Genomic DNA, 23,839 nt, shown 5'->3' on the forward strand with positions numbered 1-23,839 from the left:
CTGATGACACGCAACGCCGATGCTTACGCGTCGGCGTTGTCGTTTGAGGCATCGCCATTTGCGGGCCGCTCGGGCCGCTCCGGTCGATCACGCATGCCGCCCTTCACCATGTCGAAGCGGAACAGGCGGCACTCGATGTTGCCGTTGTACAGCGGCGTACGCTGCGATTCCTTGAGCCGCATCCGACGCGGCATCGAGAGATCGCCAGTGAAGACGAATGCCTTCCAGCCGGCGAATTCACGCTTGAGCGTGCCGGCAAAGGCCTGCGCAAATTCGTTGGCGGCGGCCTCTTCCTCCGGGTCGACCGGGGGCGGTGGCTCGGGCTGGCGCAGTTCGCGCACCGGACGGCGGCCATCGTCGCGCGGGGCACCCATGGCGCGGCTGGCACGCTCGAACACGGTGCCATCCTCCTCGCCCTCGCCTTCCGACCGGCGGCGGCGTGAACCGTGTGCACCGCGCACGGCGATACGCTCACCGTACGGCGGGTTCATCAACAACACGCCGGCTACCTCAAACGGCGGCTTGCCGAAGCGTGCATCGACCTGCTTGAGCACCGGCTCGCCGGGCAGACCGGCGCGCTGCCAATTCGCGGCGGCATAGGCCAGCATATCGGTGGAAATGTCCGCGCCGGCCACCAATGGCGGCGTACGGCGCATGGACGCGGCGGCCGCATCCGCAGCGGCTTCGCGCAGACGCTTGAAGCATTTGGCATCGTGGTCCTGCAACCACTCGCAGGCGAAGGCGCGTTGCCCGCCCGGTGCAATGCCCAGTGCACGTTGTGCAGCTTCGACGAGGAACGTGCCGCTGCCGCACATCGGATCGTAGAACGGCATGCCGTGGGCACCCGTCCAGCCCGTCAGGCGCAGGATGCCGGCGGCGAGGTTCTCCTTCAGCGGCGCCTCGCCCTTTTCCTGGCGCCAGCCGCGCTTGAAGAGCGGCTCGCCGGTGGTATCGAGATAGATCGTGCAATCGGTCTCGGTCAGGTATGCGTAGATGCGCACGTCCGGCGAGACGGTATCCACGCTGGGGCGCGCGCCCATGCGCTGGCGGAAGCGGTCACACACCCCGTCCTTCACGCGCAGGCCGACAAACTTCAGGCTCTGCAACGGCGATTTGTGCGCGGTCACGTCCACGCGGATCATCTCGTCGGGCGTGAAATAGTCTTCCCAGCGCTGCGCTGCGGCCAGCGCGTAGATATCGTCCTCGGAGCGATACCCGCGCGACCCCAGGCGCATCAGCACGCGGCTGGCAATGCGGCTGTGCAGGTTGACAGCATATGCCGCGCCCTGCGTGCCGAAGAAGTGCACGCCGCCCGGTACGGTGCGGCCCACCTCGAACGCGGCCAGCTCATCGACCTCGGGGCGGATGGCGATTTCGGCCAGTTCATCGGCCAGCGCCTGTTCCAGCCCACGGGGGCATGGCGCGAAGTAAGCAGTTGCCATCGGAAAATCAGAAAAAATCAGAATGGCTTCACGACCACCAGGATCGTAATCGCCAGCAACAACAGCACCGGCAGTTCATTGAACCAGCGGTAGAACTTGTGGGAGCGCTTGTTGGCGCCCGCCTCGAACTTGCGCAGCAGCACGCCGCAGCCATGGTGGTATCCGATCGTCACGAGCACCAGCGCGAGCTTTGCGTGCATCCAGCCGTTGGGCGGATACAGTCCAATGCGATAACCCAGGAACAGCCACAGCCCCAGCAGGATCGCGACAATTGCCAGGATGGTCGTAAAGCGGAACAGCTTGCGCGCCATGATCAGCAGGCGCGTGATGGCCGCGCGCTCGGTTTCCATTGCCAGGTTGACGAAGATGCGCGGCAGATAGAACAGCCCGGCAAACCACGACGCAATGAAGACGATGTGAAAGGCTTTGACCCAGAGCATGCGAAGCGTCCCGTAAAAGGCGTGAACCGCGATCGGTAAAAACGTCGCGCCGCTCATGGCGGCGCTTAACGTGCAGCAGTCAATATCAGGTGCGAATCTCGCCGTGCCCGAACACGACGTACTTCAGCGAGGTCAGCCCCTCCAGGCCGACCGGGCCGCGCGCGTGGAGCTTGTCGTTCGAGATCCCGATCTCGGCGCCCAGGCCGTACTCAAAGCCGTCGGCAAATCGCGTGGACGCGTTGATCATCACGCTGGCCGAATCGACCTCGCGCAGGAAGCGCATGCCGGTCGAATAGTTCTCCGTGATGATCGAATCGGTGTGCGCGGAACCGTAGGTATTGATGTGCTCGATGGCGGCATCCAGGCCATCAACGGTGCGTATCGACAGGATCGGGGCGAGGTATTCGGTGTGCCAATCGGCCTCAACGGCATCCTTCAGATTGCCGAAACCAGCCGCTTCCAGCGTGGCGCGCGTGGCCGGGCACACCCGGAGTTCGACGCCCTTGTCCTGGTAGATCCGTGCCAGCGGCGGCAGCGCGCGTGCGGCCACATCGCGCGACACCAGCAGCGTTTCCATCGTGTTGCACGGCGCATAGCGCTGCGTCTTGGCGTTGTCGCACACGCGCACGGCCTTCTCGATGTCCGCGTCGGCGTCGATATAGACGTGGCAGATGCCGTCCAGGTGCTTGATCATCGGCACCCGTGCTTCTTCGATCAGGCGCGCGATCAAGCTCTTGCCGCCGCGTGGCACGATCACGTCGACATATTCCGTCATGGTGATCAGCTTGCCGACGGCCGCGCGGTCCGTAGTGGCCACAACCTGCACGGCGTTGGCGGGGAGGCCAGCCTCGGCCAGGCCTTCCTCGATGAGCGCCGCCAGCGCGCCGTTCGATTCGATCGCTTCGGAACCGCCGCGCAGAATGGTCGCGTTGCCCGACTTGATGCACAGCGCCGCGGCATCCACCGTCACGTTTGGCCGCGACTCATAGATGATGCCGATCACGCCAAGCGGCACGCGCATCTGGCCGACCTGGATGCCGGTGGGGCGGAACTTCATGTTGCTGATCTCGCCGATCGGGTCGGGCAGCGCAGCGATCTGCTCCAGGCCCGCGGCCATGGTATCGATGGCGCGGTCGGTCAGCGTGAGGCGGTCGATAAAGGCAGCATCGTGGCCGTTGGCGCGGGCACGCTCGACGTCGCGGGCGTTGATCTCTTTGAGCTTGGCGGCATCGCGACGGACAGCGGCCGCAATATGCAACAGCGCGCGGTTCTTTTGCGCAGTGCCGGCGCGTGCCATGCCGCGCGAGGCAGTGCGCGCCTGACGGCCGACCAGGGCCATGTATTCATTCACGTCGAGCTGCTTCATGATGATCGCGACCGGCAAGCTGCCGGCAATTCAGTGTGAGGACAATTCGAAGGCTTGCGCCGATGGGACGGATCAAGCCGGCACCGGAAGGCTGCCCGGCCGCGCGATGCGCATCGCCAGTTGCAGCAGGCCATCCCAGGGCTCGGCGGGCAGCGATGGTTCGCGCAATCCCTTGACCTGCCGATCAAGCTTGGCAGCCATCGAGAGCGCTCCCTCCAGCTCGCGCTGTGACAACCGCTGCGCAGCCTGCGGCACCAGCCGCTCGCGTGGGCCCCAGACGCGAAGCTCCCGCAGCATGGACGCCACTGGCTTGCCCTGGGCCGCGCCCGAGGCGATTTTTGATAATACGCGAATTTCTTCCGTCAACGTCCAGAGGACCAGGACCGTCGCTTCGCCCTCGCCCCGCAGCCCTTCGAGCATGCGTACCAGGCGCGGCACATCGCCCGCCAGCATGGCTTCGGACAGCTTGAAGACGTCGTACCGGGCCACATTGAGCACGGCATCGTGCACATCGTCGAACGTCAGCACACCGGGCGGATGCAGCAGACCGAGCTTCTGGATTTCCTGATGCGCGGCCAGCAGATTGCCCTCCACACGGTCGGCAATGAACTGGAGGGCGCGCCGGCCGGGCTCACCAGGCTCCACACGCTGCTGCTGGCGCGCCAGGCGCTCGCCAATCCAACCGGGCAGCTTGGTGCGATCCACCGAATCGACCTTGATCGACACGCCGGCGCCTTCCAGCGCCGCAAACCACGCCGACTTGGCGGTCGCAAAATCCAGGCGCGGCAGGGTAATGAGCGTGACGGTGTCGGTGGCCGGCCCGGACGGCGTGCCCGCAGCCAATGCGCGCAGTGCTTCGCCGCCATCCTTGCCGGGCTTGCCCGACGGAATGCGCAGCTCGACGATCTTGCGATCTCCGAACAGCGACATCGACTGCTGCGCCTCGGTCACGCGCGACCACGAGAAACCGCGCTCGACGCTCATCACCTCGCGCTCGGTAAAACCCTGCGCGCGCGCGGCCTGCCGCAGTGCGTCGACGGCTTCCAGCGCCAGCAGGTGCTCGTCGCCATGCACCACGTACAGCGGCGCGAGCCCCTTGGCAGTGGCCTGCTTCAGATGACCTTCGAGCGCATCGAGCCGCAATTGCATGGCAAACCTTGCCCTGATCCGCCGCTTACGACGGCAGCTTCACGGCACCCAGGCGCCGCACGAGCTGGTTGATCGTATCGCCCTGCATGTCTCTGTAGAGCGCCGCTTCTTCGTAGTCCTTGGCGAGCACCTGCGTCTCGTTGTACGAGAGATCGCGGAACTGCGTGATTTCCGACGGCGGGATCAGCAGGTTGTCGTGCGCATCGCGCAGCTGGAAGCGGAAGCGGTACGTGATGCGGTACTCGCGCACCACACCCTGCGGGGTGAGCGACGAGATGGTCTTCACGCGGTCTTCGGCCAGCACGTCGAGCAGCGCGTCGGCGTCTTTCTTGTCCGACACGATGACGGTGTCGGAGCCGTTGTCGATCAACCGACGCAACTGCGCGCGCATCTGCGAGTTCTGCGGCAAGTTGATGTACAGCCGCTTGAACGCGAAGTCGGTATTGCCCCGCATGTGAAAGCCGCAGGCGGACAGTGCGGGCAGCGCGATCGCCAGGGCAAGGGCAGTGCGAGCAAAGCCGCGGCGGGACAAACCTCGGGACAACGACATAACCATGCGTTCCTTGAGTGGGGTGGCCGATCAGGCCACCACGTTCACCAGACGGCCCGGCACTACGATGATCTTCTTGGGCGGTTTGCCTTCAGCAAATTTCTGAACCGCTTCATCCTTGGCGGCAATCGCTTCGATGGCAGCGCGGTCGGCATCGGCCGGCACAACGATGCTGCCGCGCACCTTGCCGTTGACCTGCAGCACGAGTTCGATCTCGCTCTGTACCAGGGCGCCTTCGTCGACCTGCGGCCACGGGGCGTCGAGCAAGTCGCCATACACGCCGGCGTAGCCCAGTTCCGTCCACAGCACGTGCGTGATGTGCGGCACCACCGGATACAGCACGCGCAGCAGCAACCCCAAGCCTTCGCGACGGGCGTCGGCACCGGCGTCCTTGGCGCCTTCCAGCGCGTTGAGCATCTTCATCGTCGCCGAGACAACGGTGTTGTACTGCAGGCGCTCGTAGTCGTAGTTTGCTTGCTTGAGCACGGTGTACAGCTCACGGCGCAGCGCGCGATCAGCATCGGTTGCACCCGCCACAACGCCATTGCCGTGGCCGGCACGAATGGCGTCAGCATGGGCCACGCCAAAGTTCCACAGACGGCGCAGGAAGCGCGAGGCGCCTTCCACACCGGCGTCATTCCACTCGAGTTGTTGCTCGGGGGGCGCGGCGAACATCGTGAACAGGCGCGCCGTGTCGGCACCGTACTGGTCGATCAGCGCTTGCGGGTCGATGCCGTTGTTCTTCGACTTCGACATCTTTTCCACGCCACCGATCACCACCGGCTGGCCGTCGGCCTTGAGCGTGGCGCCCACCGGGCGGCCGCGTTCGTCGGTCTGCACGTCGACGTCGGCCGGGTTGATCCACTGCTTCTTGCCCGAGGCATCTTCGCGGTAGTACGTCTCGTTGAGCACCATGCCCTGCGTGAGCAGGTTGGTGAACGGCTCGTCGAATTTGACGAGGCCCAGGTCACGCATGACCTTGGTCCAGAAGCGTGCGTACAGCAGATGCAGGATCGCGTGCTCGATGCCGCCGATGTACTGGTCCATCGGCATCCAGTAATCGTTGCGGGCATCGACCATGGTCTTGCCGTCCGGGCACGTATAGCGCATGTAGTACCAGCACGAATCGATGAACGTATCCATCGTGTCGGTCTCGCGGCGCGCGGGCTTGCCGCACGACGGGCACGTGCAATTCAGGAAGCGCGGGTCCTTGGCGAGCGGGTTGCCCGTGCCATCCGGAACGAGGTCTTCGGGCAGGCGCACCGGCAGGTCCTGCTCGGGAACCGGCACGACACCGCAGCTCTCGCAATGGATCAGCGGGATCGGCGTGCCCCAGTAGCGCTGGCGCGAAATGCCCCAGTCGCGCAGGCGCCAGGTGGTCTTCTTCTCGCCCAGGCCTTGTGCGGCCAGATCGGCAGCCACGGCGTCGACGGCCTGCTGATAGTTCAGGCCATCGTACTTGCCGCTGTGGAACAGGACGCCGTGTTCCTTATCGCCGTACCAGTCGGCCCAGGTAGTCGTGTCGTAGGGCTGGCCCTTCACGTCGATCACCTGCTTGATGGGCAGGTGGTACTTGTTGGCGAAGGCAAAGTCGCGCTCGTCGTGCGCGGGCACACCCATCACAGCGCCGTCGCCGTAGGTCATCAGCACGTAGTTGCCCACCCACACCGGCACGGATTCGCCCGTAAGCGGGTGCGAGACGGTCAGGCCGGTCGGCATGCCCTTCTTTTCCATGGTGGCCATGTCGGCTTCCATGACGCTGCCGTGCTTGCACTCTTCGATGAACGCGGCGAGCGCCGGGTTGCTCTGCGCGGCATGCGCGGCAATCGGATGCTCGGCGGCCACGGCGCAGAACGTCACGCCCATGATCGTGTCGGCACGCGTGGTGAAGACGTACAGCTTGCCGTCATTGATCAGCTTGCCGTCGGCATCGGGAATGTTGTGCGGGAAGGCAAAGCGCACACCCTCGCTCTTGCCGATCCAGTTCTGCTGCATCAGCTTGACGCGCTCGGGCCAGCCCAGAGCGTCAAGGTCGGAGAGCAGTTCCTGCGCATACTTCGTGATGCCCAGGTAGTACATCGGGATCTCGCGCTTTTCCACCACCGCGCCCGAACGCCAGCCGCGCCCGTCGATCACCTGCTCGTTGGCGAGCACGGTCTGGTCGACCGGGTCCCAGTTTACGGTGCCGGTCTTGCGGTAAGCGACGCCCTTTTCGAGCATCTTCAGGAACAGCCATTGGTTCCAGCGGTAGTAGTCGGGGCTGCAGGTCGCCACTTCGCGCGACCAGTCGATCGCCAGGCCCATCGACTGCATCTGCTTCTTCATGTAAGCGATGTTGTCGTACGTCCATGCGGCCGGTGCCACGCCATTGTTCAGCGCCGCATTTTCCGCCGGCATGCCGAAGGCGTCCCAACCCATCGGCATCAGCACGTTGTATCCCTTCATGCGCAACTGACGCGTCATCACGTCATTGATGGTGTAGTTGCGCACGTGGCCCATGTGCAGCTTGCCCGACGGATACGGCAGCATCGAGCACGCATAGAACTTGGGCTTGTCCGAGCCGTCAGCAGCGCGCGCGTGTTCGGTCACACGGTAGGCATCCAGGGCCTGCCAGTGTTGCTGCGCTTGCTGTTCGACGTCGGACGGGGAGTATTTGTCTTGCATGGTGATGGGTCGCCCGGATGCCCCGGCGATTGCAGCCGCGCCGCCAACGCGCGCAGCCGGATTGAATAACGGAAAAGGCCCGATTATACCGTCGCCACTCGCCCCATCCGGGCGATCGCGAGCAGTGAAAAAGGCGTCGGACAGGCCTGCCAGCGCCTTCTGCCGCCAGCCTGATTACAGGCCGAGCACGTCGTTCATGTCGTACAAGCCCTTCTTGCCAGCCACGTACACTGCGGCGCGCACGGCACCTTCGGCATACGACTGGCGCGTATTGGAGCGATGCGTGATTTCGATGCGCTCGCCGTCGCCGGCAAACAGCACGGTGTGATCGCCCACGATGTCGCCACCGCGCACGGTGGCAAAACCGATGGTGCCAAGCTGGCGCGGGCCGGTCTCGCCTTCGCGCGCATAGACCGCTCGATCGGCCAGCTTGGTGCCCTGCGCTTCGGCCACGATCTCGCCCATCTTGAGCGCGGTGCCCGACGGGGCGTCGATCTTGTGCTTGTGATGCGCCTCGATGATTTCGACGTCGTAGCCCTGCGCCAGGATCTTGGCGGCGACTTCGATCAGCTTGAACGTCGCGTTCACGCCCACGCTCATGTTCGGTGCCCACACCACACCGATCGATTCGCCGTAGGTCTTGAAGCTGGCCTTCTGCTCGGCCGTGAAGCCGGTCGTGCCAATCACCACTGCAGTGCCCAACTCACGGGCCACGTTCAAGTGATTGAGCGTTGCATCAGGTCGCGTGAAGTCGATCAGTACATCGGCTTGCGAGAGGCCGGCGCGCACGTCGTCGGTCACAATCACGCCGGTGGTCTTGCCCAGCTTGACGCCGGCATCCTGGCCCACGGCGTCGCTGGCCGGGCGGTCCAGCGCGGCCCCCAGCGTCACGCCGGGCGTGCGCAGTACGGTGTCGATCAGCATCTGGCCCATGCGGCCCGAGGCGCCTGCAATCGCGATTTTCATGTCGGTGGAAGCGAAAAGCTGCAAAAGAAAAACGGTGTGTAAAACGCACAAGCGGCGGAACCCGTCCGCCGCTCGCTCGAAGATGGTGTGCCGAAGCCTGGGCGCTCAGGGCGACGTCGTAGCCGGCGGCGGAACGCTGGTGTCGGTGCCGCCACCGCCCGTGCGGCGCTCCGGCAGCGTCACGTCAACACTGTTTTTGGAGCCGGCGGTCGATTGCACGCGGTCGGTCACCTCAGCCGACGGAATCGACGGTGCACGCGCTGCCGGCGCGGCGCCCGCAGCAGCAGCGGCTTGCGCGGCATCCTTCTTCGGGCGCTTGATGCCGTCGATCTCGGAAATCAGCTCCGACTCAGACGGCAGCTCATCGGCGCCCACCCACTTGGCGAGGCGATCGCCATCAAACCAAACCGTCAGCCGGCGCTCCTGCACAACCGACGTATTCCCACGCTTGAACGAGAAGATGTAATCCCAGCGGTTGGCGTGGAACATGTCCGTCAGCAGCGGGGTACCGAGCACGAAGCGGACCTGGTCACGCGTCATGCCTTCCTTGAGTTGTGCAGCCTGTTCGCGCGAGACGAAGTTGCCTTGCACGATATCGATGCGATACGGCGTGATGGCATTGGCGATCTTGCGCGTGGTGCTGTCATAGGTGCCGCATCCGGCCAGCAACGCCGACGCGGCGAGCACCGCACCCACCAACAAGCCGCCGCGGCGGGCGACGTGGGCAAAACGGACAGGACTGCGCGCAAAAGAAAAGGTCATGAGCGATCGGCCTTCAAACGGTTCCGGACAAACCGGTACGGGAGGAATCGGCGACGACCCAGACACATCGTGCAGGCCGGTCAATAGGACTTTTGCCGCCAAAACCCTTATGATTGGAATATCCGAACATTGTACTCTAGGGAGCCTGGCGCATGCCGAGTCCTGCAGACCTCAAGAACATCGGTCTGAAAGCCACGGTGCCGCGGTTGAAGATCCTCGAGATCTTTCAAACCAGCGAAGAGCGCCACATGAGCGCCGAAGACGTGTACCGCATCCTGCTCGCCGAGCACATGGACATTGGCCTGGCCACCGTCTATCGCGTGCTGACGCAGTTCGAGCAAGCGGGGCTGCTGTCACGCAACAACTTCGAATCCGGCAAGGCGATCTACGAACTCAACGAGGGCAAGCACCACGATCACCTGGTGTGCCTCGACTGCGGCCGCGTGGAAGAATTCTTCGATGCCGAGATCGAGCAGCGCCAGCAGAGCATCGCACGTGCGCGCGGCTTTGCGTTGCAGGAGCACGCGCTCTCGCTCTATGGCAACTGCACGAAGGAAGCCTGCCCGCATCGGCCAAAGCGCTGAAGCGTTGTCACCAAAAGGAAACGGCCGCATCGTCTGCGGCCGTTTTTCATTGGAGCGGCGAGAGGGCAGATGTCAGGCGGACAGCCGCGTCTCGTCCTCCTTTTCTGCGTCGCCCTGGCCGCCCTTTTCGGCCTTGCCATGCTCATTCGCCTGCACAGGCGAATGAGCCAGTGCGCCGGACGCTTGCCCGGTGTATTCGGCCACCACCTGCTTGAAGAGCTGACGCGCCCACACCAGCATTGGATGCGTGTTGCGGCTGCGGTGCCACAGCATTGACCCTACACCAAGAAACAGTACCGCTGAGAAGTAGAGAATCCGGCATGATTTTCACGATTTGAAATGGAAGACATGCCATGAAGACGAGCAAGTTCACTGAGGCGCAGATAGCGTTCGCGCTCAAGCAAGCGGAACTGGGTACGAAGGTCGAGGAGGTGTGCCGCAAGCTGGGCATCAGCGAAGCGACGTTCTACAACTGGAAGAAGAGGTACGGGGGCGTCGGCCCTTCGGAGCTGCGCCGGATGCGGCAGCTCGAGGAGGAGAATGCGAAGCTCAAGCGGCTGGTGGCGGACCTGAGCCTGGATAAGGCCATGCTGCAGGACGTGCTCTCAAAAAAGCTCTGAAGCCTTCCCGCAAGCGCACGCTGATTGACGAGTTGCGTGACCGCTATCGTGTGAGCCTGACTAAGGCTTGCGCGTTGTTCCACATGTCACGCTCGCTGTATGGGTATCGGTCGGTTGCTCGGGACTCGTCGGCATTGCTTGCACGCATCAAAGAGATAGCGGCCACACGCGTGCACTACGGCTATCGCCGGGTGCACGTGATGCTGCAGCGGGAAGGCTGGAAAGACAATCACAAACGTGTTTATCGCTTGTACCGGGCCGAAGGTCTGTCGCTGCGGCATAAGCGTCCCAAGCGCAACAAGTCGGCGCGGCTACGCCAGCCCAAGAGCATCGTCACGGCTATCAACGAAATCTGGAGCATGGACTTTGTATCCGATGCCTTGTTTGATGGTCGGCGCCTGCGCGCGTTGACCGTGGTGGACAACTACACCAGAGAAAGCTTGGCCATCGAAGTCGGCCAAAGCCTGAAGGGGGAAGACGTTGTGCGAGTGCTTGACGCAGTGGTTGCCGAGCGCGGCGCGCCTCAGACCATCAAGGTGGACAACGGCAGCGAATTCATCTCGAAGGCGATGGACCGGTGGGCATACGAGCACGGCGTGGAACTCGACTTCAGCCGGCCAGGCACGCCGACCGACAATGCCAAGGTGGAAAGCTTCAACGGGCGGTTCCGGCAGGAATGCCTGAACGAGCATTGGTTCTTGTCCTTGGACGATGCTCGGAGCAAAATCGCCGACTGGCGGAGGTACTACAACGAGAGCCGTCCCCACTCCGCACTGCAGTGGGCGACACCCGCCGAATTCGCCCGTCAGGCAAGGAAAAACACCTCGGCGGACGAATCAACGACGCCGGAAATCTCCACTTCTGGACGGTACTAATTCCGGTGTAGGGTCAGCATGTTCAGGCCCAGCACGGTTTCCAGTTCCGTCGGCAGGGGGAATGCATTCAGGTCATACATCTTGCAGACCATATCCTTCATCAGCGAATTGACCGTGAAGATCATGTCGGTCTGGGCCGCCACTTCACCCTGGGTGCGCCAGCTATGCACCGTCATGGTCGAACTGCGCTTGAGGCCGCGCTGCTGCAAGGCGTAGTCCAGCGGGATCAGCGACGGTGCGACACGGAGGCCGGGGCTACCCTGCGCGATGAAGATATGCTCGCACTCGAGGTATTGCTCGAGTGTGCACCGGTCACCAAGGATCGGGTGGTCCTTGCGCGCGCAGACCCACAGGTTGAAGGAGGTCACGACCTCTTCCATGATCTCGGGGTGGCGCGTGGGGAACGGCGAGAACGCCAGATCCAGCTCATTGGCGCGCATGGCGGCCACATCGGCTTCCCACGAAGACGACTCGGTCAGACGCACCTGCAATGCCGGCGCCAGACGCTTGATGCGCAGCAGGAAACGATCGAAGAGCGCATCGCCCAGCGTGCCGGCAAAACTGACGTTGAACGTACCGGTAGCTTCGGCGGGGTCAAACGCGGCGATATCGCCTTCATTGATGGCGGCCCACAGGTCGAGCATCTCGCGCACCTTCGGGCCCAGTTCAAGCGCCTTGGGCGTGGGCGTCAGACCGTGCGGCACACGAATGAAGAGGGGATCGTCAAAAATCTCACGCAGACGGCCCAGCGAATGCGAAACAGCCGGTGCGGTCATGTGCATCTTCTCGGCCACGTAGGTGGCGTTGCGCTTACTGAGCAGCTCAACAAAAATCACCAGCAGCTTGGTATCGACGTTGACCATGGGACGCCTTGGCTCGAACACGTTGGAAAACTGGAAAGGCAACCATTGCCGAGGCAACGGGCCGGACGCGACGATAATGCCCGCCACATCACAATGTAGTATTTGTTCAGTGTACGGACTGCAACTCAATTTTCAAAGCGAATTCCTGTAGCCCAAATTCTAGATTTGCTAATTCGCAAACGTTTTCGTTGCAGTCCATAACAAACGTCGATTTGTACCCAACCGACAACGTTTTGCGGAGACACCTCACCCGGACCGCAGGCCGATGAAAAAACGCGCCCGAAGGCGCGTTCTCTTTCGACTGCGTACTGGTTGGATTACTTGCCCACCACACGTGCCATTTCCAGGCACTTGTTCGAATAACCCCACTCGTTGTCGTACCAGCTCACGACCTTGATGAAGGTACCGTCCAGTGCAATGCCTGCTTCGGCGTCGAAGATCGAGGTGCGGGCATCGCCGCGGAAATCCGTAGCGACGACCTTGTCTTCGGTGTAGCCGAGCACGCCCTTCAGTGCGCCTTCGCTCTGTGCCTTCATTTCGGCGCAGATTTCAGCGTACGTGGCAGCGCTTTCCAGTTCAACCGTCAGGTCGACGACCGACACATCCGAGGTCGGCACGCGGAACGACATGCCGGTCAGCTTCTTGTTCAGCTGCGGAATCACCACGCCCACGGCCTTGGCGGCGCCGGTCGACGACGGGATGATGTTTTCCAGGATGCCGCGGCCGCCGCGCCAGTCCTTGTTGGACGGGCCGTCAACGGTCTTCTGCGTGGCAGTGGCAGCGTGCACGGTCGTCATCAGGCCGCGCTTGATGCCCCACTTGTCGTTCAGCACCTTGGCAACCGGTGCCAGGCAGTTGGTCGTGCACGAAGCGTTGGAGATGATCGCCTCGCCCTTGTACGTTTCGTGGTTCACGCCGTACACGAACATCGGGGTGTCGTCCTTCGACGGGGCCGACATGATCACCTTCTTGGCGCCCGCATCGATGTGCTTCTGTGCGCCTTCCTTGGTCAGGAAGATGCCGGTCGATTCGATCACCACGTCGGCGCCCACCTCGCCCCACTTCAGCTCGGACGGATCCTTCACGGCGGTCAGGCGGATCTTCTTGCCGTTGACGACGAGCGTGTTGCCGTCGACCGACACTTCACCGTCGAAGCGGCCGTGCACCGAGTCGTACTTCAGCATGTACGCCAGGTAATCGGGCTCGAGCAGGTCGTTGATGGCAACAACTTCGATGTCCTTGAAGTTGGCGGCGGCGGCGCGGAACACCATGCGTCCGATGCGGCCGAAGCCGTTGATGCCGATCTTGATGGTCATGGTCAGTCTCCTGATAGCAGAAAAGAAATCGACGATGCGATAAAACCAGCGCGGCACCTCGTGGGTGCCGCGTACGCAAATTCAGTTAGGCAATGACGCTCTTGGCGGTGTTCACCACGTTCTCGACCGTGAAGCCGAAGTGCTTGAACAGCACGCCGGCCGGGGCCGATTCACCGAAGGTGTCGATACCGACCACGGCTTGCACCTGGTACTTCCACCAGAAATCGGTCACGCCTGCTTCCACGGCAATGCGCGGTACGCCGGCCGGCAGCACGCTCGCCTTGTAGGCCGAGTCCTGCTTGTCGAACACGGTCGTGGCGGGCACCGAAACCACGCGCGCGTGGATCCCCTCGGCGGCGAGCTGGTCGGCTGCACCGACCGCCAGGCCAACTTCCGAGCCGGTGGCGATGATGACCACGTCCGGCTTGCCGTTGGCCGCATCGCGCAGCACATAGCCGCCGCGGGCGATGGCTTCGCGCGTGGCCGGGTTCCGCGCCTGGAAGGGCAGGTTCTGGCGGCTGAAGATCAGGCAGCTCGGGCCGTTCTGGCGCTCGATGGCAGCGGCCCAGGCGACGGCGGTTTCGGTGGTGTCGGCGGTGCGCCAGACGTCCATGTTCGGGATCAGGCGCAGGCTGGCAACGTGCTCGATCGACTGGTGCGTCGGGCCGTCTTCGCCCAGGCCGATGGAATCGTGCGTGAAGACGAAGATCGAGCGGATCTTCATCAGCGCGGCCATGCGCAGCGCGTTGCGGCTGTAGTCGGAGAACGTCAGGAACGTGCCGCCGTACGGAATGTAGCCGCCGTGCAGCGCGATGCCGTTCATGATGGCGCTCATGCCGAACTCGCGCACGCCGTAGTTGATATGGTTGCCCCAGGCATCCACGCGCACGGCCTTGCTACCGCTCCAGTTGGTCAGGTTCGAGCCGGTCAAGTCGGCCGAGCCGCCCAGCAGCTCGCCCAGGACCGGGGCGTAGGCTTCAAGCGTGTTCTGGCTGGCCTTGCGGGTGGCGATGGTCTCAGCCTTGAGTTCGCATTTCTCGATGAACTCGTCGACGGCCTTTTCGAAGCTGGCGGGCAGTTCGCCGCGCATGCGGCGCTCGAATTGTTCGGCTTCGGCGGGGTAGCGGTCGGAATATGCATCGAACAGCGCGTTCCAAGCCTTTTCCAGCGCCTGGCCCTGTCCCTTGGCATCCCAGGCGTCGTACACGGCTTGCGGGACTTCGAACGGGGCGTGCGGCCAAGCCAGCGCTTCGCGCGCAGCGGCGATTTCAACGCCGCCCAGCGGGGCGCCATGCACGTCGTGGCCGCCTTCCTTGTTGGGCGCACCCTTGCCGATGAGCGTGCGGCAGCAGATCAGGGTCGGCTTGTCGGACTTCTTGGCCTCGGCAATGGCGGCGTCCACGGCGTCAACGTTGTGGCCGTCCACGGCGCGGATCACGTTCCAGCCGTAGGCTTCGAAGCGCTTCGGGGTGTCGTCGTTGAACCAGTGGACGACGTCGCCATCGATCGAGATGCCGTTGTCGTCCCACAGCGCGATCAGCTTGTTCAGCTTGAGCGTGCCGGCCAGCGAGCAGGCTTCGTGGCTGATGCCTTCCATCAGGCAGCCGTCGCCCAGGAAGACATAGGTGTGATGGTTGACGATGTCAAAGCCCGGGCGATTGAATTCCTGACCCAGCAGACGTTCAGCCAGGGCCATGCCGACGGCGTTGGTGATGCCTTGGCCGAGCGGGCCGGTGGTGGTTTCCACGCCCGGGGTGATGCCGTATTCCGGGTGGCCGGCGGTCTTGCTGTGCAGCTGGCGGAAATTCTTCAGTTCCGACATCGGCAGGTCGTAGCCGGTGAGGTGCAGCAGCGCGTAGATCAGCATCGAGCCGTGGCCGTTGGACAGCACGAAACGGTCACGATCAGGCCAGCGCGGGTTCAGCGGGTTGTGGCGCAGGTGGCGGCTCCACAGTGCCACGGCGATATCCGCCATGCCCATCGGCGCGCCAGGGTGGCCCGAATTGGCTTGCTGGACGGCGTCCATGGCGAGCACGCGAATGGCGTTGGCCATCAACTGGGTAGGCTGGGTGGTGTTCGAGTGGAGGGCGGGGGCGGTCATGCGAACCTGCGGCAGGAGATAGGCGGGAAAACCGCGATTTTACCAGACGGGGATGACCCGGCTGGGGTGATCGCGGTCAGTAAAACGTGCTACGACGTCCCCTCCCCCGCCCGGCTTACCACTCCGCCACGGAACCGTCGGCGTGGCGCCACACGGGGTTGCGCCAATCGGGGGCTTCCTTGCTGCGTTCGATGACCAGCGCCTCGTCGATGTCCACGCCCAGGCCGGGCAGGCGCGGCGGCCGGATATACCCGCCTTCCAGAGCAAAATCGGCCTTGTTTCGCACGTAATCGAGCAGTTCGGCGCCCTTGTTGTAATGGATGCCCATGCTCTGTTCCTGTAACGTGGCGTTCCAGCTGACGAAATCCACGTGCAGGCAGGCGGCCAGCGCGATGGGGCCGAGCGGGCAATGCGGCGCCAGCGCCACATCGTAGGCCTCGGCCATTGCGGCGATCTTCACGCATTCAGTAATGCCGCCGGCGTGAGACAGGTCCGGCTGCAGGATCGACACCCCGCCCGCTTCCAGCACGCGCTTGAAGTCGAAGCGCGAGAACATGCGCTCGCCGGCAGCGATAGGCAGATGGGTGTGGGCGGCCAGGCGGGCGTAGGTTTCAGCCTGCTCGGCAAGCACCGGTTCTTCGATAAACAGCGGGCGGTACGGCTCCAGCTCCTTGATCAGCACCTTGGCCATCGGCGCAGACACGCGGCCGTGAAAATCGAGCCCGAATTCGACGGTGTTGCCGAAAGCTGAGCGAATCTCTGCCACCTTCGCCACCGCGGCATCCACGGCGCGGGACGTGTCGATGATGCCCATCTCTTCGCAGCCGTTGAGCTTGAAGTGGTCGAAGCCGACGGCCTGCAGCGCCTTCATGCCGGCAATCACGTCGGCCGGGCGATCGCCGCCGACCCAGCTGTAGGTGCGCATCTTGTCGCGCACGAGGCCGCCAAGCAGTTCGTACACCGGCACGCCCAGCACCTTGCCCTTGATGTCCCACAGCGCCTGGTCGATGCCGGCAACGGCACTCATCAGGATCGGGCCGCCGCGGTAGAAACCCGCGCGGTACATGGTCTGCCAGAGGTCGTTGATGCGGCTCGGGTCTTGGCCGATGAGGTAGTAGGACAGCTCGTGCACCGCCGCTTCCACCGTGCGCGCGCGGCCTTCGATGACGGGTTCGCCCCAGCCGGTGACGCCTTCGTCGGTCTCGACTTTCAGGAACATCCAGCGTGGCGGCAGGCGGTACGTGGTCAGGCGGGTGATTTTCATGGATCGAATCGATGGTGCGTTCAGGTGCGGTCGGATTGGGCGCTGCGGTACGCGGTGACGAAGGCGCGCGCGCGTTCGGCGGTGCGCTCGACGGGCTGGCCCGGGCGATACAGGTCGCTGCCAAGCCCGGCGCCGATGCAACCGGCGGCAAGGTAATCGGCGAGGTTCTCCGGCGTGATGCCACCGACGGCAAACACCGGCACCTCGGCGGGCAGCACAGCCTTGAGCGCGCGCACGTAGCCCGGGCCGAGCGCGCCGGCCGGGAAGATCTTCAGCGCCTGCGCGCCCGCGTCGAGCGCGGCAAACGCCTCGGTGGCGGTCATGCAGCCGATACAGGTGACGAGCCCGGCCTGTGCGGCGGCGCGGATCACAGGCGCATGCGTGTTGGGCGTGACGACCAGCTTGCCGCCCGCCGCAACCATCAGGTCAACGTCTTCGGGGCGCAGCACGGTGCCTGCGCCGATCAAGGCGCGGTCACCGAAGGCACGCGCGGCGAGCTGCACGCTCTGCGCCCAGTCGGGCGAGTTGAGCGGAATTTCGATGGCATCGAAACCCGCATCGACCAGCGCCTGCGTGTGCGCGAGCACCTCGTCAGGCCGGATGCCGCGCAGGATGGCGATCAGCGGAAGGTGGGTTGTCCAGGTCATTCGTGATAGAGCTGCGAGCGCCCGCCATCGATGAGGATGTCGGTCGCGTTGATGAAGCGCGCCTCGTCGGAGGCGAGGAACAGCGCGGTGTAGGCCACCTCTTCGGGCTCGCCGATGCGCTTGCACGGCAGCAGCTCGGCCTGGCGGCGGCGTTCGGCTTCGGGGTCAGGCGCGGCGGCAAAACCGGCCTCGGCAATCGGCGTGAGGATCAGTCCCGGCGAGATCGAATTGACGCGGATTCCGCGCGCCGCATATTCGATGCCCAGCGCCCGCGTGAGCCCGATCAGCCCATGCTTGGCCACCGGATACGGAAACGCGCCGGGAATGATCTTGTGCCCATGCACCGACGCAATGTTGACGATGCTGCCCGCCCCGCGCGCCAGCATGTGCGGCAGCACGGCGCGCGCGCAGTGCCACGCGCCTTCCAGATCGACGGAAAGGCAGCGCGCCCAGTCGTCCTCGCTCAACTTGAGCGGATCGGAAAATACGTTGATGCCGGCGTTGTTGACCAGCACGTCGATGCCGCCAAAGCGCTCGACGCCGGCAGCGACCATCGCGTCGATCTGCGCGCGATCGCGTACGTCGGCTTGCACAAGGAGGATGTTGTCGTCGTTGCCAACGCTGCTGCCAATTTCGGCGGCAAAGGCTTCGGCGCGCGCGTCACACACCAGCGCGTTGACGATCACGCGCGCGCCGTGCTGGGCGAACAGCTTGGCGATCGCGCCGCCAATGCCTTGCGTGGCACCGGTTACCAGCGCGACCTTGCCCGCGAGGCGTGGCGGAAAAGACGTCGGAAAAGCAGTCATGCGTCGGGTCGATTCACGGTGAATTGATAGCTGCGCTGCAGGCTCTGCCCGGTGCCGAGAATGGTCAGGCCGTGGTCTTGCGGCAAGCCCGGCAGGTTGTGCGCATTGATGGCGTGGTCAACCGGCTCGAAGCAGAAGAAGTCGTACGCAACCGGCGTGTACAACACATAGCGCGACGTATCGGCGGTGATGCTCACAGACACGCGGCGGCTGGGCCAGACGATCTCGGCGCGGCCATCCCAGCCTTCAAAGCTGTGATTGATGGCGGCGCTGGCTTCCAGCTTCCGCAGCTTGCGAAAGTCTGCATCTGCAGAGGGCGCATTCAGGACCGTCGGCAGATTGTCCGGCGCGGATTGCCACATGGCCGTGGCTCCCGCGCGCAATTGGACATCGGGCGTGCGGGGGAAAAACGGATGCACGCCCAGCCCGAATGGCAGCGGTGAGCCTTCGTTGCGTACCGTCAGCGCGATATTCAGCGTGTTGCCTGCCAGCGCGTAGCGCTGCAACGCGAGATAGCGGAACGGGCGGCCGTGATCGACCATCGCAGCGAGTTCAACCGACGTGGCTGTCTGCGAGACTGGGTGCCAAGGCATCAGCCAGCCGTGACCATGCAGCGGATACGGCTCGTCGCCACGTGTGTGCGGCACTTCGATGGTCCGCCCCCGGAACGGGAACCGCCCGCCGCCGATGCGGTTGGACCACGGCACCAGCGGAAAACAGGCGAGCGCTCTCGGATCGTGCAGCGCGGCTTCTGCTGTCCCCGGCCGGAAGATCGGCGCGACATCGCAGTCATGCAGCAGATCGAAACGCAGCAAGCCGCCACCGGCTTCGGGCAATACCTCGGCGCGTAGCGTGCCGTTTTCAAGCTGCAACGTAGGCATGGCCGAACCGGCCCTCCGGCAATCCGCGTACGTTGGCCACGGCAAGCTGCAAGGTCGCGCCTGCATTCACGTCTTCTGCGAAGCGATGCAGAGGCAAACCATCGCGCGCCGTCGTCAGATACAGCGTGTCGAGCGCCTCGCCGCCAAATGCCGGGCACGTGGGCTGCGATGCCGGCACGGACATGCGCGCCAGCACGCGCCCATCAGGTGCGTACCGCGTCAGCCGGTTGCCGCCCCACTCTGCGTTCCACAGGCAGCCGTCTGCGTCGACAGTCGAGCCATCGGGCGAGCCTTTGTGGGCGCCATCGGCATCCTGGTCGCGCAGATCGGCGAAGACGCGAATATTGGCGACTTGGCCGGTCTGCCCGTCGTAATCGCACGCGTGGATGCGCCGGCTCCTCGTATCGCACCAATACAGGGTCGCACCGTCCGGGCTGAAGGCGATGCTGTTGGCAATGGCGATGTGCGGCAGCGCAACGCGTTGCAGCGTGCCCACGGGCGTGAACCGATAGAAGCTGCCGGTCGGTTCCGGGCCGCCTTCGTGCATGGTGCCGAAGACGTAGTTTCCGGAGCGGTCGGCACGGCCGTCATTGACGCGCGTGGTCGGGTTGTCGGGCTCGACGTCAGCCAGCAGCGTGAGCGCGCCGGTGCGCGTGTCGAAGCGGACGATGTTTTTGGCAAGGCCCAGGATCAGCACGCCGGGCTCGTCCGTCAGCACGAAAGAGCCCACGCGTTGTGGCAGCGGCCATTGACGCTCCTGCCCCGTTGCCGGATCGTGCTGCCACAGCAGCGATTCCTGGATGTCGGTCCACCAGAGCACGCGTTGGGCGTTGTCCCAGACAATGCCTTCGCCCAGCGTACAGCGCAGATCGGAGAGCGCAGTTGCGGTTGTCATCGGCGCAGCCTCACTCGCGGCCGCCGCGGTTCTTCAACTGGTCGACCAGCACAGCCGCCAGCAGAATCGCGCCGCGCACGAGGTACTGATAGAACGCGTCGATGTTCAGCAGGTTCATCGCGTTCTGCACGGTGCCCATGATCAGCACGCCGACCAGCACCCCGCTGATGGTCGCGCGGCCGCCCAGCAGCGACACGCCGCCCAGCACGCAGGCCGAGATCACGTTCAGCTCAAAGCCTTGCGCCGCATTCGGCTGGCCGCTGGTGATTCGCGCCGCCAGAATCACGCCGGCCAGCGCGGCAATCACGCCCTGGATCAGGAAGATGACGATGCGCGTCATGTTGACGTTCACGCCGGCCAGCCGCGCCGCCTCCGGGTTGCCGCCAATCGCCAGCGTATTGCGGCCGTAGATCGTCTTGTTGAGCAGCACGCCAAACACCACGAAGCACAGCCCCGCAACCCATACCGGCGTCGGCACGCCAAAGACGATGGTGTTGCCCAGGTCGAAGAAATCCATGTCGGACACGCCGACCGCCTGCCCATGCGAGGCAATGAAGGCGAGGCCGCGCACGATCTCCATCGTGGCCAACGTGGTGATCAGCGCATTGATCTTCAGCTTGGCGATCACGAAACCATTGATGCCGCCGATGATCGCGCCTGCCACCAGGCTGGCGCCAATGCCGAGTGCAATGCTGCCGGTCGCGTTGATGATCATCGCGCAGAGCACGCCGGCAAACGCCACCGTGGAGCCGATGGACAGATCGAAATCACGCGACGCCAGACAGAACATCATCGTGCAGGCGACCATGCCGATCTGCGAGACCGACAGCGCCAGGCCGACCATGTTCTGCCACGAGAAGAAATACTCGACCGAGAACGACAGCGCGGCAAAGAGAATGGCGAAGATCAGCGGCAGGCTGAAATCGTCCAGCAGGCGAAGCAGGCGCGTCTTGTTCATGGCCGCAGATTTGCTAGTAGGTGCCGATGCGGCGACGGCATCGGAATGTTGCAGGGGTTGGGACTGGGACATCTTGAACTCCGGGGTTCTCAGGCAGCCAGCGGCGCCTGCGGTGCAGATGGCAGCGGCGCAGATTCAGGTCGCAGTGCGAGCTTGAGCACGGCCTGCTCATTGGCCTGTTCGCGCGGCAATTCGCCGGCGATGCGGCCTTCGCTCATCACGAGCACGCGGTCGGCCACACCAAGGATTTCCGGCAGCTCGCTGGAAATCATCAGCACGGCCACGCCGCGTTCGGCCAGCTCATACAGCACCTGGTAGATCTCGTTCTTGGCGCCGACGTCGATACCGCGCGTCGGCTCGTCGATGATGAGCACGCGCATATCGTCTTCCGCCAGCCAGCGCGCCAGGATGGCCTTTTGCTGGTTGCCGCCCGACAGCAGGCGGATCGGCTGCTCGCGGTTGGGTGTCTTGATGCGCAGGCGCGTGATGTAGTGATCGGCCGTCTTCGCTTCCTGCCGGTCGTTGACGAACAGTCCGAAGCGACGCTGGTTGCGCCGGCAGCTGATGTTGATGTTTTCCGACACCGAGCGGCAGCCGATGATGCCTTCTTCCTTGCGGTCTTCCGGGCACAGCACGATGCCCTGCCGGATGGCATCGGCAACGTCGCGGATGCGGATTGGCGCGCCGTCAAGCGTAAGACTGCCCGCCGTCTTGCGATCAGCGCCGTAAATCAATCCCGCGAGTTCCGAACGCCCCGCGCCCACCAGCCCGAACAGGCCGACGATCTCGCCACGGCGTACGGACAGGCTTGCCGGCTCGGCCAGCTTCGGGCCCATCAGGCCATCCACCTGCAGGCGCACGTCGCCCAGCGGCCGTGCGCGGTAATCGAAGATGTCGTCGATCTGGCGGCCGACCATCTGCGCGACCAGTTCGTCGCGCGTGACGTTGGCCATCGACGGGAAATCCGCCACCTTGCGGCCGTCGCGGAAGATCGTGCAGCCATCGCACAGCTCGAAAATCTCATCGAGCCGGTGCGAGATGTAGATCAGTGCACGGCCCTGCGCGCGCAGGTCTTTCACGAGGCGGAACAGGATGTCGGTCTCGCGGATCGACAGCGAACTCGTCGGCTCGTCCAGGGCAATCACACGCGCATCGCGCAGGATCGCCTTGCAGATCTCGACCATCTGGCGCTGGCCGATCGACAGGTGCTTCAGCTTGGCGCGCGGGTCCAGGTCGACGCCGATGCGGCCAAGCTGCTCGCGCGTCCAGGCCATCGCCTCGCGCTGACGGATGAACCCGCCGCTGGCCGGCAGGTGGCCCAGCAGCAGGTTGTCCATCACCGTCAGCTCGGGCACCGTCTGCAGCTCCTGGTGGATGACGGCAATGCCGGCATCCAGCGCCGCCCGCGTGGTTGGGAACGCCGTCGGCTTTCCCTCCACGACGATCTGCCCGCCATCGGGCTGGTAGTCGCCGCCCAGAATCTTCAACAGCGTCGACTTGCCCGCGCCGTTCTCGCCCAGCAACCCGTGCACGCGACCGCATTCGATGCCGAACGACACATCGGACAGCGCCCGCACACCCGGAAACACCTTGCTGATGCCACGAAACTCAAGAAACGCCGACATGGCAAGTCTCCTTCAACAACGTCATCCGCAAGATCACAGACCCATCTCTTGGCGGACGGCCTTTTCGTTGTCACGCGTCATCAGGCGGCCGCTGGTCAGGATGAGGGGGTCCGGCGCCTTGTTGTTCTTGATCCACTCGTACATGTTGAGCGAGGTTTCATAGCCGTGGCGCTTCGGGCTGATCAGCACGGTGCCGAAGAAGCCGGTCTTCTCGGGCTTGGCGAACTCGTTGAGCGCCGACTGGCTCCCGCCGATACCTACCCCGATGATGTCCGCCGGCTTCACGCCGTGGCCTTCCGCTGCGCGCACGGCACCCAGCACGGCTTCGTCATTCAGGCCGAAGGCAATCCAGTGCTTGAACTTCGGGTTCTTGGTCAGGGTGATGTTGGCGGCGTTGAAGGCGGCTTCGGTATCCGTCTTGGCCTGCGGGCTGGTCAGCACGTTAGCGGCCGGGAAGCCCGCCTTGCTGAGCGCGGCGACTGCACCGTCGGTGCGCTCCTTGGCAGTCGGTAGCTGGTCATAGGCGATGCGGATGGCGCCGACCTCCGACAGGTTCCAGCCGCGCTTCTTCATCTCTTGCGCGATGGCATCGCCCACCTGCTCGCCGATCTTCGTGGCCGAGATGCCCATGTGCGGCACGGCTTCGATGGGCTTGCCGCCGCCATCCACCAAACGGTCATCCACCGTCATCAGCTTGAGGTTGTTCTGCTTGGCCTTGGCCACGACTGCAGGTCCGAGCTTCACGTCGGGCACGCAGATCACGAAACCCTGCGCGTGCTGCGCGCCCAGGTTGTCGATGGCCGTCAGCACTTCGCCGCCGCTGGGCACGCCGATCTTCACCAGCTTGAAGCCCTTCTCCTTGGCGGCCTGGTCTGCGAACTTCCATTCGTCCTGGAACCACGGCTCTTCGGGCTGCTTGACCAGGAAACCAATCTTCACGTCATCGGCTGCATGGGCAAACACTGTAAGGCCGCCGGTCATGGCGAAGAGCGTGGCGGCCGCAATGGCCTTGAATGTTCCGCGTCGTTGTTGTTGCATGTTTGTCTCCTTGCGATGCCGTCATTG

20 protein-coding genes and 2 pseudogenes are annotated in these 23,839 nt (G+C 64.1%); 2 read left to right on the top strand and 20 right to left on the bottom strand.

Going from position 1 to position 23,839, the window contains the following annotated elements; translation table 11 throughout:
• Positions 1-23: 23 nt before the first annotated feature.
• From RP6297_RS12235 to RP6297_RS12270, 8 genes are all read right to left on the bottom strand, one after another.
• Positions 24-1,442, bottom strand: coding sequence for a THUMP domain-containing class I SAM-dependent RNA methyltransferase (locus tag RP6297_RS12235; RefSeq protein ID WP_009241501.1), 1,419 nt, complete (start codon positions 1,440-1,442; stop codon positions 24-26).
• A 17-nt stretch (positions 1,443-1,459) separates the two neighbouring features.
• The gene (locus RP6297_RS12240) at positions 1,460-1,882 is read right to left on the bottom strand and encodes a CopD family protein (RefSeq protein ID WP_009277382.1); all 423 of its coding nucleotides are present in this window, start codon (positions 1,880-1,882) and stop codon (positions 1,460-1,462) included.
• Positions 1,883-1,967: 85 nt separating this feature from the next.
• Complete coding sequence (locus RP6297_RS12245; protein WP_009241502.1) at positions 1,968-3,248, bottom strand: glutamate-5-semialdehyde dehydrogenase; 1,281 nt, start codon at positions 3,246-3,248, stop codon at positions 1,968-1,970.
• A 72-nt stretch (positions 3,249-3,320) separates the two neighbouring features.
• Entirely contained in the window at positions 3,321-4,397 is a 1,077-nt protein-coding gene (gene holA / locus RP6297_RS12250; protein ID WP_009241503.1) for a DNA polymerase III subunit delta, read from the bottom strand.
• 25 nt (positions 4,398-4,422) lie between these two features.
• Positions 4,423-4,947 (bottom strand): LPS-assembly lipoprotein LptE, encoded by a 525-nt coding sequence (locus tag RP6297_RS12255; RefSeq protein ID WP_009241504.1) that lies wholly within the window; start codon positions 4,945-4,947, stop codon positions 4,423-4,425.
• A gap of 30 nt (positions 4,948-4,977) precedes the next feature.
• On the bottom strand, positions 4,978-7,611 hold the full coding sequence (gene leuS, locus RP6297_RS12260) for a leucine--tRNA ligase (protein WP_009241505.1): 2,634 nt from the start codon (positions 7,609-7,611) through the stop codon (positions 4,978-4,980).
• A gap of 174 nt (positions 7,612-7,785) precedes the next feature.
• On the bottom strand, positions 7,786-8,577 hold the full coding sequence (dapB, locus tag RP6297_RS12265) for a 4-hydroxy-tetrahydrodipicolinate reductase (protein ID WP_009241506.1): 792 nt from the start codon (positions 8,575-8,577) through the stop codon (positions 7,786-7,788).
• A 105-nt stretch (positions 8,578-8,682) separates the two neighbouring features.
• Complete coding sequence (locus RP6297_RS12270; RefSeq protein WP_009241507.1) at positions 8,683-9,339, bottom strand: outer membrane protein assembly factor BamE; 657 nt, start codon at positions 9,337-9,339, stop codon at positions 8,683-8,685.
• Between the two features lie 152 nt (positions 9,340-9,491).
• Here RP6297_RS12270 and fur point away from each other — a divergent pair, with 152 nt between their 5' ends.
• Complete coding sequence (fur, locus tag RP6297_RS12275; RefSeq protein WP_004632868.1) at positions 9,492-9,923, top strand: ferric iron uptake transcriptional regulator; 432 nt, start codon at positions 9,492-9,494, stop codon at positions 9,921-9,923.
• A 72-nt stretch (positions 9,924-9,995) separates the two neighbouring features.
• On the opposite strand, the pseudogene RP6297_RS12280 reads toward fur, so the two are convergent.
• Positions 9,996-10,199 (bottom strand): annotated as a pseudogene (locus RP6297_RS12280) (LysR family transcriptional regulator); the annotation flags it as partial.
• A 77-nt stretch (positions 10,200-10,276) separates the two neighbouring features.
• On the opposite strand from RP6297_RS12280, the gene RP6297_RS12285 reads away from it, so the two are divergent.
• Positions 10,277-11,418 (top strand): IS3 family transposase gene (locus tag RP6297_RS12285; protein ID WP_198286346.1). Its coding sequence is split into 2 segments (ribosomal slippage): positions 10,277-10,529 and positions 10,529-11,418, totalling 1,143 coding nucleotides; the frame shifts between segments, so codons are not numbered across the junction.
• 14 nt (positions 11,419-11,432) lie between these two features.
• Here the strand turns inward: RP6297_RS12285 and RP6297_RS12290 are convergent.
• The 11 genes and pseudogenes from RP6297_RS12290 to RP6297_RS12340 all read right to left on the bottom strand — a co-directional run.
• Positions 11,433-12,281 (bottom strand): annotated as a pseudogene (locus tag RP6297_RS12290) (LysR family transcriptional regulator); the annotation flags it as partial.
• Positions 12,282-12,598: 317 nt separating this feature from the next.
• Positions 12,599-13,597, bottom strand: a complete 999-nt coding sequence (gene gap / locus RP6297_RS12295) for a type I glyceraldehyde-3-phosphate dehydrogenase (RefSeq protein WP_009241512.1) — start codon at positions 13,595-13,597, stop codon at positions 12,599-12,601.
• 85 nt (positions 13,598-13,682) lie between these two features.
• A complete protein-coding gene (gene tkt, locus RP6297_RS12300; protein WP_004632874.1) occupies positions 13,683-15,698 on the bottom strand; it encodes a transketolase in 2,016 nt (671 codons plus the stop codon).
• Between the two features lie 115 nt (positions 15,699-15,813).
• Positions 15,814-16,962 carry a galactonate dehydratase gene (gene dgoD / locus RP6297_RS12305; RefSeq protein WP_009241513.1) on the bottom strand — a complete coding sequence of 383 codons (1,149 nt, stop codon included), beginning with the start codon at positions 16,960-16,962 and terminating at the stop codon, positions 15,814-15,816.
• 20 nt (positions 16,963-16,982) lie between these two features.
• The gene (locus RP6297_RS12310; protein ID WP_009241514.1) at positions 16,983-17,609 is read right to left on the bottom strand and encodes a 2-dehydro-3-deoxy-6-phosphogalactonate aldolase; all 627 of its coding nucleotides are present in this window, start codon (positions 17,607-17,609) and stop codon (positions 16,983-16,985) included.
• On the bottom strand, positions 17,606-18,415 hold the full coding sequence (locus tag RP6297_RS12315) for an SDR family oxidoreductase (protein ID WP_009241515.1): 810 nt from the start codon (positions 18,413-18,415) through the stop codon (positions 17,606-17,608). The genes RP6297_RS12310 and RP6297_RS12315 overlap by 4 nt, the downstream gene beginning before the upstream one ends.
• Complete coding sequence (locus tag RP6297_RS12320) at positions 18,412-19,296, bottom strand: aldose 1-epimerase (RefSeq protein ID WP_009241516.1); 885 nt, start codon at positions 19,294-19,296, stop codon at positions 18,412-18,414. The genes RP6297_RS12315 and RP6297_RS12320 overlap by 4 nt, the downstream gene beginning before the upstream one ends.
• Positions 19,277-20,191 carry an SMP-30/gluconolactonase/LRE family protein gene (locus RP6297_RS12325; RefSeq protein ID WP_009241517.1) on the bottom strand — a complete coding sequence of 305 codons (915 nt, stop codon included), beginning with the start codon at positions 20,189-20,191 and terminating at the stop codon, positions 19,277-19,279. The genes RP6297_RS12320 and RP6297_RS12325 overlap by 20 nt, the downstream gene beginning before the upstream one ends.
• A gap of 10 nt (positions 20,192-20,201) precedes the next feature.
• Positions 20,202-21,221, bottom strand: coding sequence for an L-arabinose ABC transporter permease AraH (araH, locus tag RP6297_RS12330; protein ID WP_009241518.1), 1,020 nt, complete (start codon positions 21,219-21,221; stop codon positions 20,202-20,204).
• 17 nt (positions 21,222-21,238) lie between these two features.
• Complete coding sequence (gene araG / locus RP6297_RS12335; protein ID WP_009241519.1) at positions 21,239-22,774, bottom strand: L-arabinose ABC transporter ATP-binding protein AraG; 1,536 nt, start codon at positions 22,772-22,774, stop codon at positions 21,239-21,241.
• A gap of 33 nt (positions 22,775-22,807) precedes the next feature.
• The gene (locus tag RP6297_RS12340; protein ID WP_009241520.1) at positions 22,808-23,812 is read right to left on the bottom strand and encodes an arabinose ABC transporter substrate-binding protein; all 1,005 of its coding nucleotides are present in this window, start codon (positions 23,810-23,812) and stop codon (positions 22,808-22,810) included.
• Positions 23,813-23,839 lie beyond the last annotated feature (27 nt).

Source organism: Ralstonia pickettii, assembly GCF_016466415.2.
Lineage (GTDB): Bacteria > Pseudomonadota > Gammaproteobacteria > Burkholderiales > Burkholderiaceae > Ralstonia > Ralstonia pickettii.

Excerpts from the sequence above, each read along its gene's own strand:
- RP6297_RS12270 (WP_009241507.1), bottom strand. The coding sequence starts at position 9,339 with ATGACCTTTTCTTTTGCGCGCAGTCCTGTCCGTTTTGCCCACGTCGCC.
- leuS (WP_009241505.1), bottom strand. The coding sequence starts at position 7,611 with ATGCAAGACAAATACTCCCCGTCCGACGTCGAACAGCAAGCGCAGCAA.
- tkt (WP_004632874.1), bottom strand. The coding sequence starts at position 15,698 with ATGACCGCCCCCGCCCTCCACTCGAACACCACCCAGCCTACCCAGTTG.
- RP6297_RS12310 (WP_009241514.1), bottom strand. The coding sequence starts at position 17,609 with ATGACCTGGACAACCCACCTTCCGCTGATCGCCATCCTGCGCGGCATC.
- RP6297_RS12245 (WP_009241502.1), bottom strand. The coding sequence starts at position 3,248 with ATGAAGCAGCTCGACGTGAATGAATACATGGCCCTGGTCGGCCGTCAG.
- RP6297_RS12235 (WP_009241501.1), bottom strand. The coding sequence starts at position 1,442 with ATGGCAACTGCTTACTTCGCGCCATGCCCCCGTGGGCTGGAACAGGCG.
- fur (WP_004632868.1), top strand. The coding sequence starts at position 9,492 with ATGCCGAGTCCTGCAGACCTCAAGAACATCGGTCTGAAAGCCACGGTG.
- holA (WP_009241503.1), bottom strand. The coding sequence starts at position 4,397 with ATGCAATTGCGGCTCGATGCGCTCGAAGGTCATCTGAAGCAGGCCACT.
- araH (WP_009241518.1), bottom strand. The coding sequence starts at position 21,221 with ATGTCCCAGTCCCAACCCCTGCAACATTCCGATGCCGTCGCCGCATCG.
- RP6297_RS12320 (WP_009241516.1), bottom strand. The coding sequence starts at position 19,296 with ATGCCTACGTTGCAGCTTGAAAACGGCACGCTACGCGCCGAGGTATTG.
- araG (WP_009241519.1), bottom strand. The coding sequence starts at position 22,774 with ATGTCGGCGTTTCTTGAGTTTCGTGGCATCAGCAAGGTGTTTCCGGGT.
- gap (WP_009241512.1), bottom strand. The coding sequence starts at position 13,597 with ATGACCATCAAGATCGGCATCAACGGCTTCGGCCGCATCGGACGCATG.
- dapB (WP_009241506.1), bottom strand. The coding sequence starts at position 8,577 with ATGAAAATCGCGATTGCAGGCGCCTCGGGCCGCATGGGCCAGATGCTG.
- RP6297_RS12340 (WP_009241520.1), bottom strand. The coding sequence starts at position 23,812 with ATGCAACAACAACGACGCGGAACATTCAAGGCCATTGCGGCCGCCACG.
- RP6297_RS12255 (WP_009241504.1), bottom strand. The coding sequence starts at position 4,947 with ATGTCGTTGTCCCGAGGTTTGTCCCGCCGCGGCTTTGCTCGCACTGCC.
- dgoD (WP_009241513.1), bottom strand. The coding sequence starts at position 16,962 with ATGAAAATCACCCGCCTGACCACGTACCGCCTGCCGCCACGCTGGATG.
- RP6297_RS12315 (WP_009241515.1), bottom strand. The coding sequence starts at position 18,415 with ATGACTGCTTTTCCGACGTCTTTTCCGCCACGCCTCGCGGGCAAGGTC.
- RP6297_RS12325 (WP_009241517.1), bottom strand. The coding sequence starts at position 20,191 with ATGACAACCGCAACTGCGCTCTCCGATCTGCGCTGTACGCTGGGCGAA.
- RP6297_RS12240 (WP_009277382.1), bottom strand. The coding sequence starts at position 1,882 with ATGCTCTGGGTCAAAGCCTTTCACATCGTCTTCATTGCGTCGTGGTTT.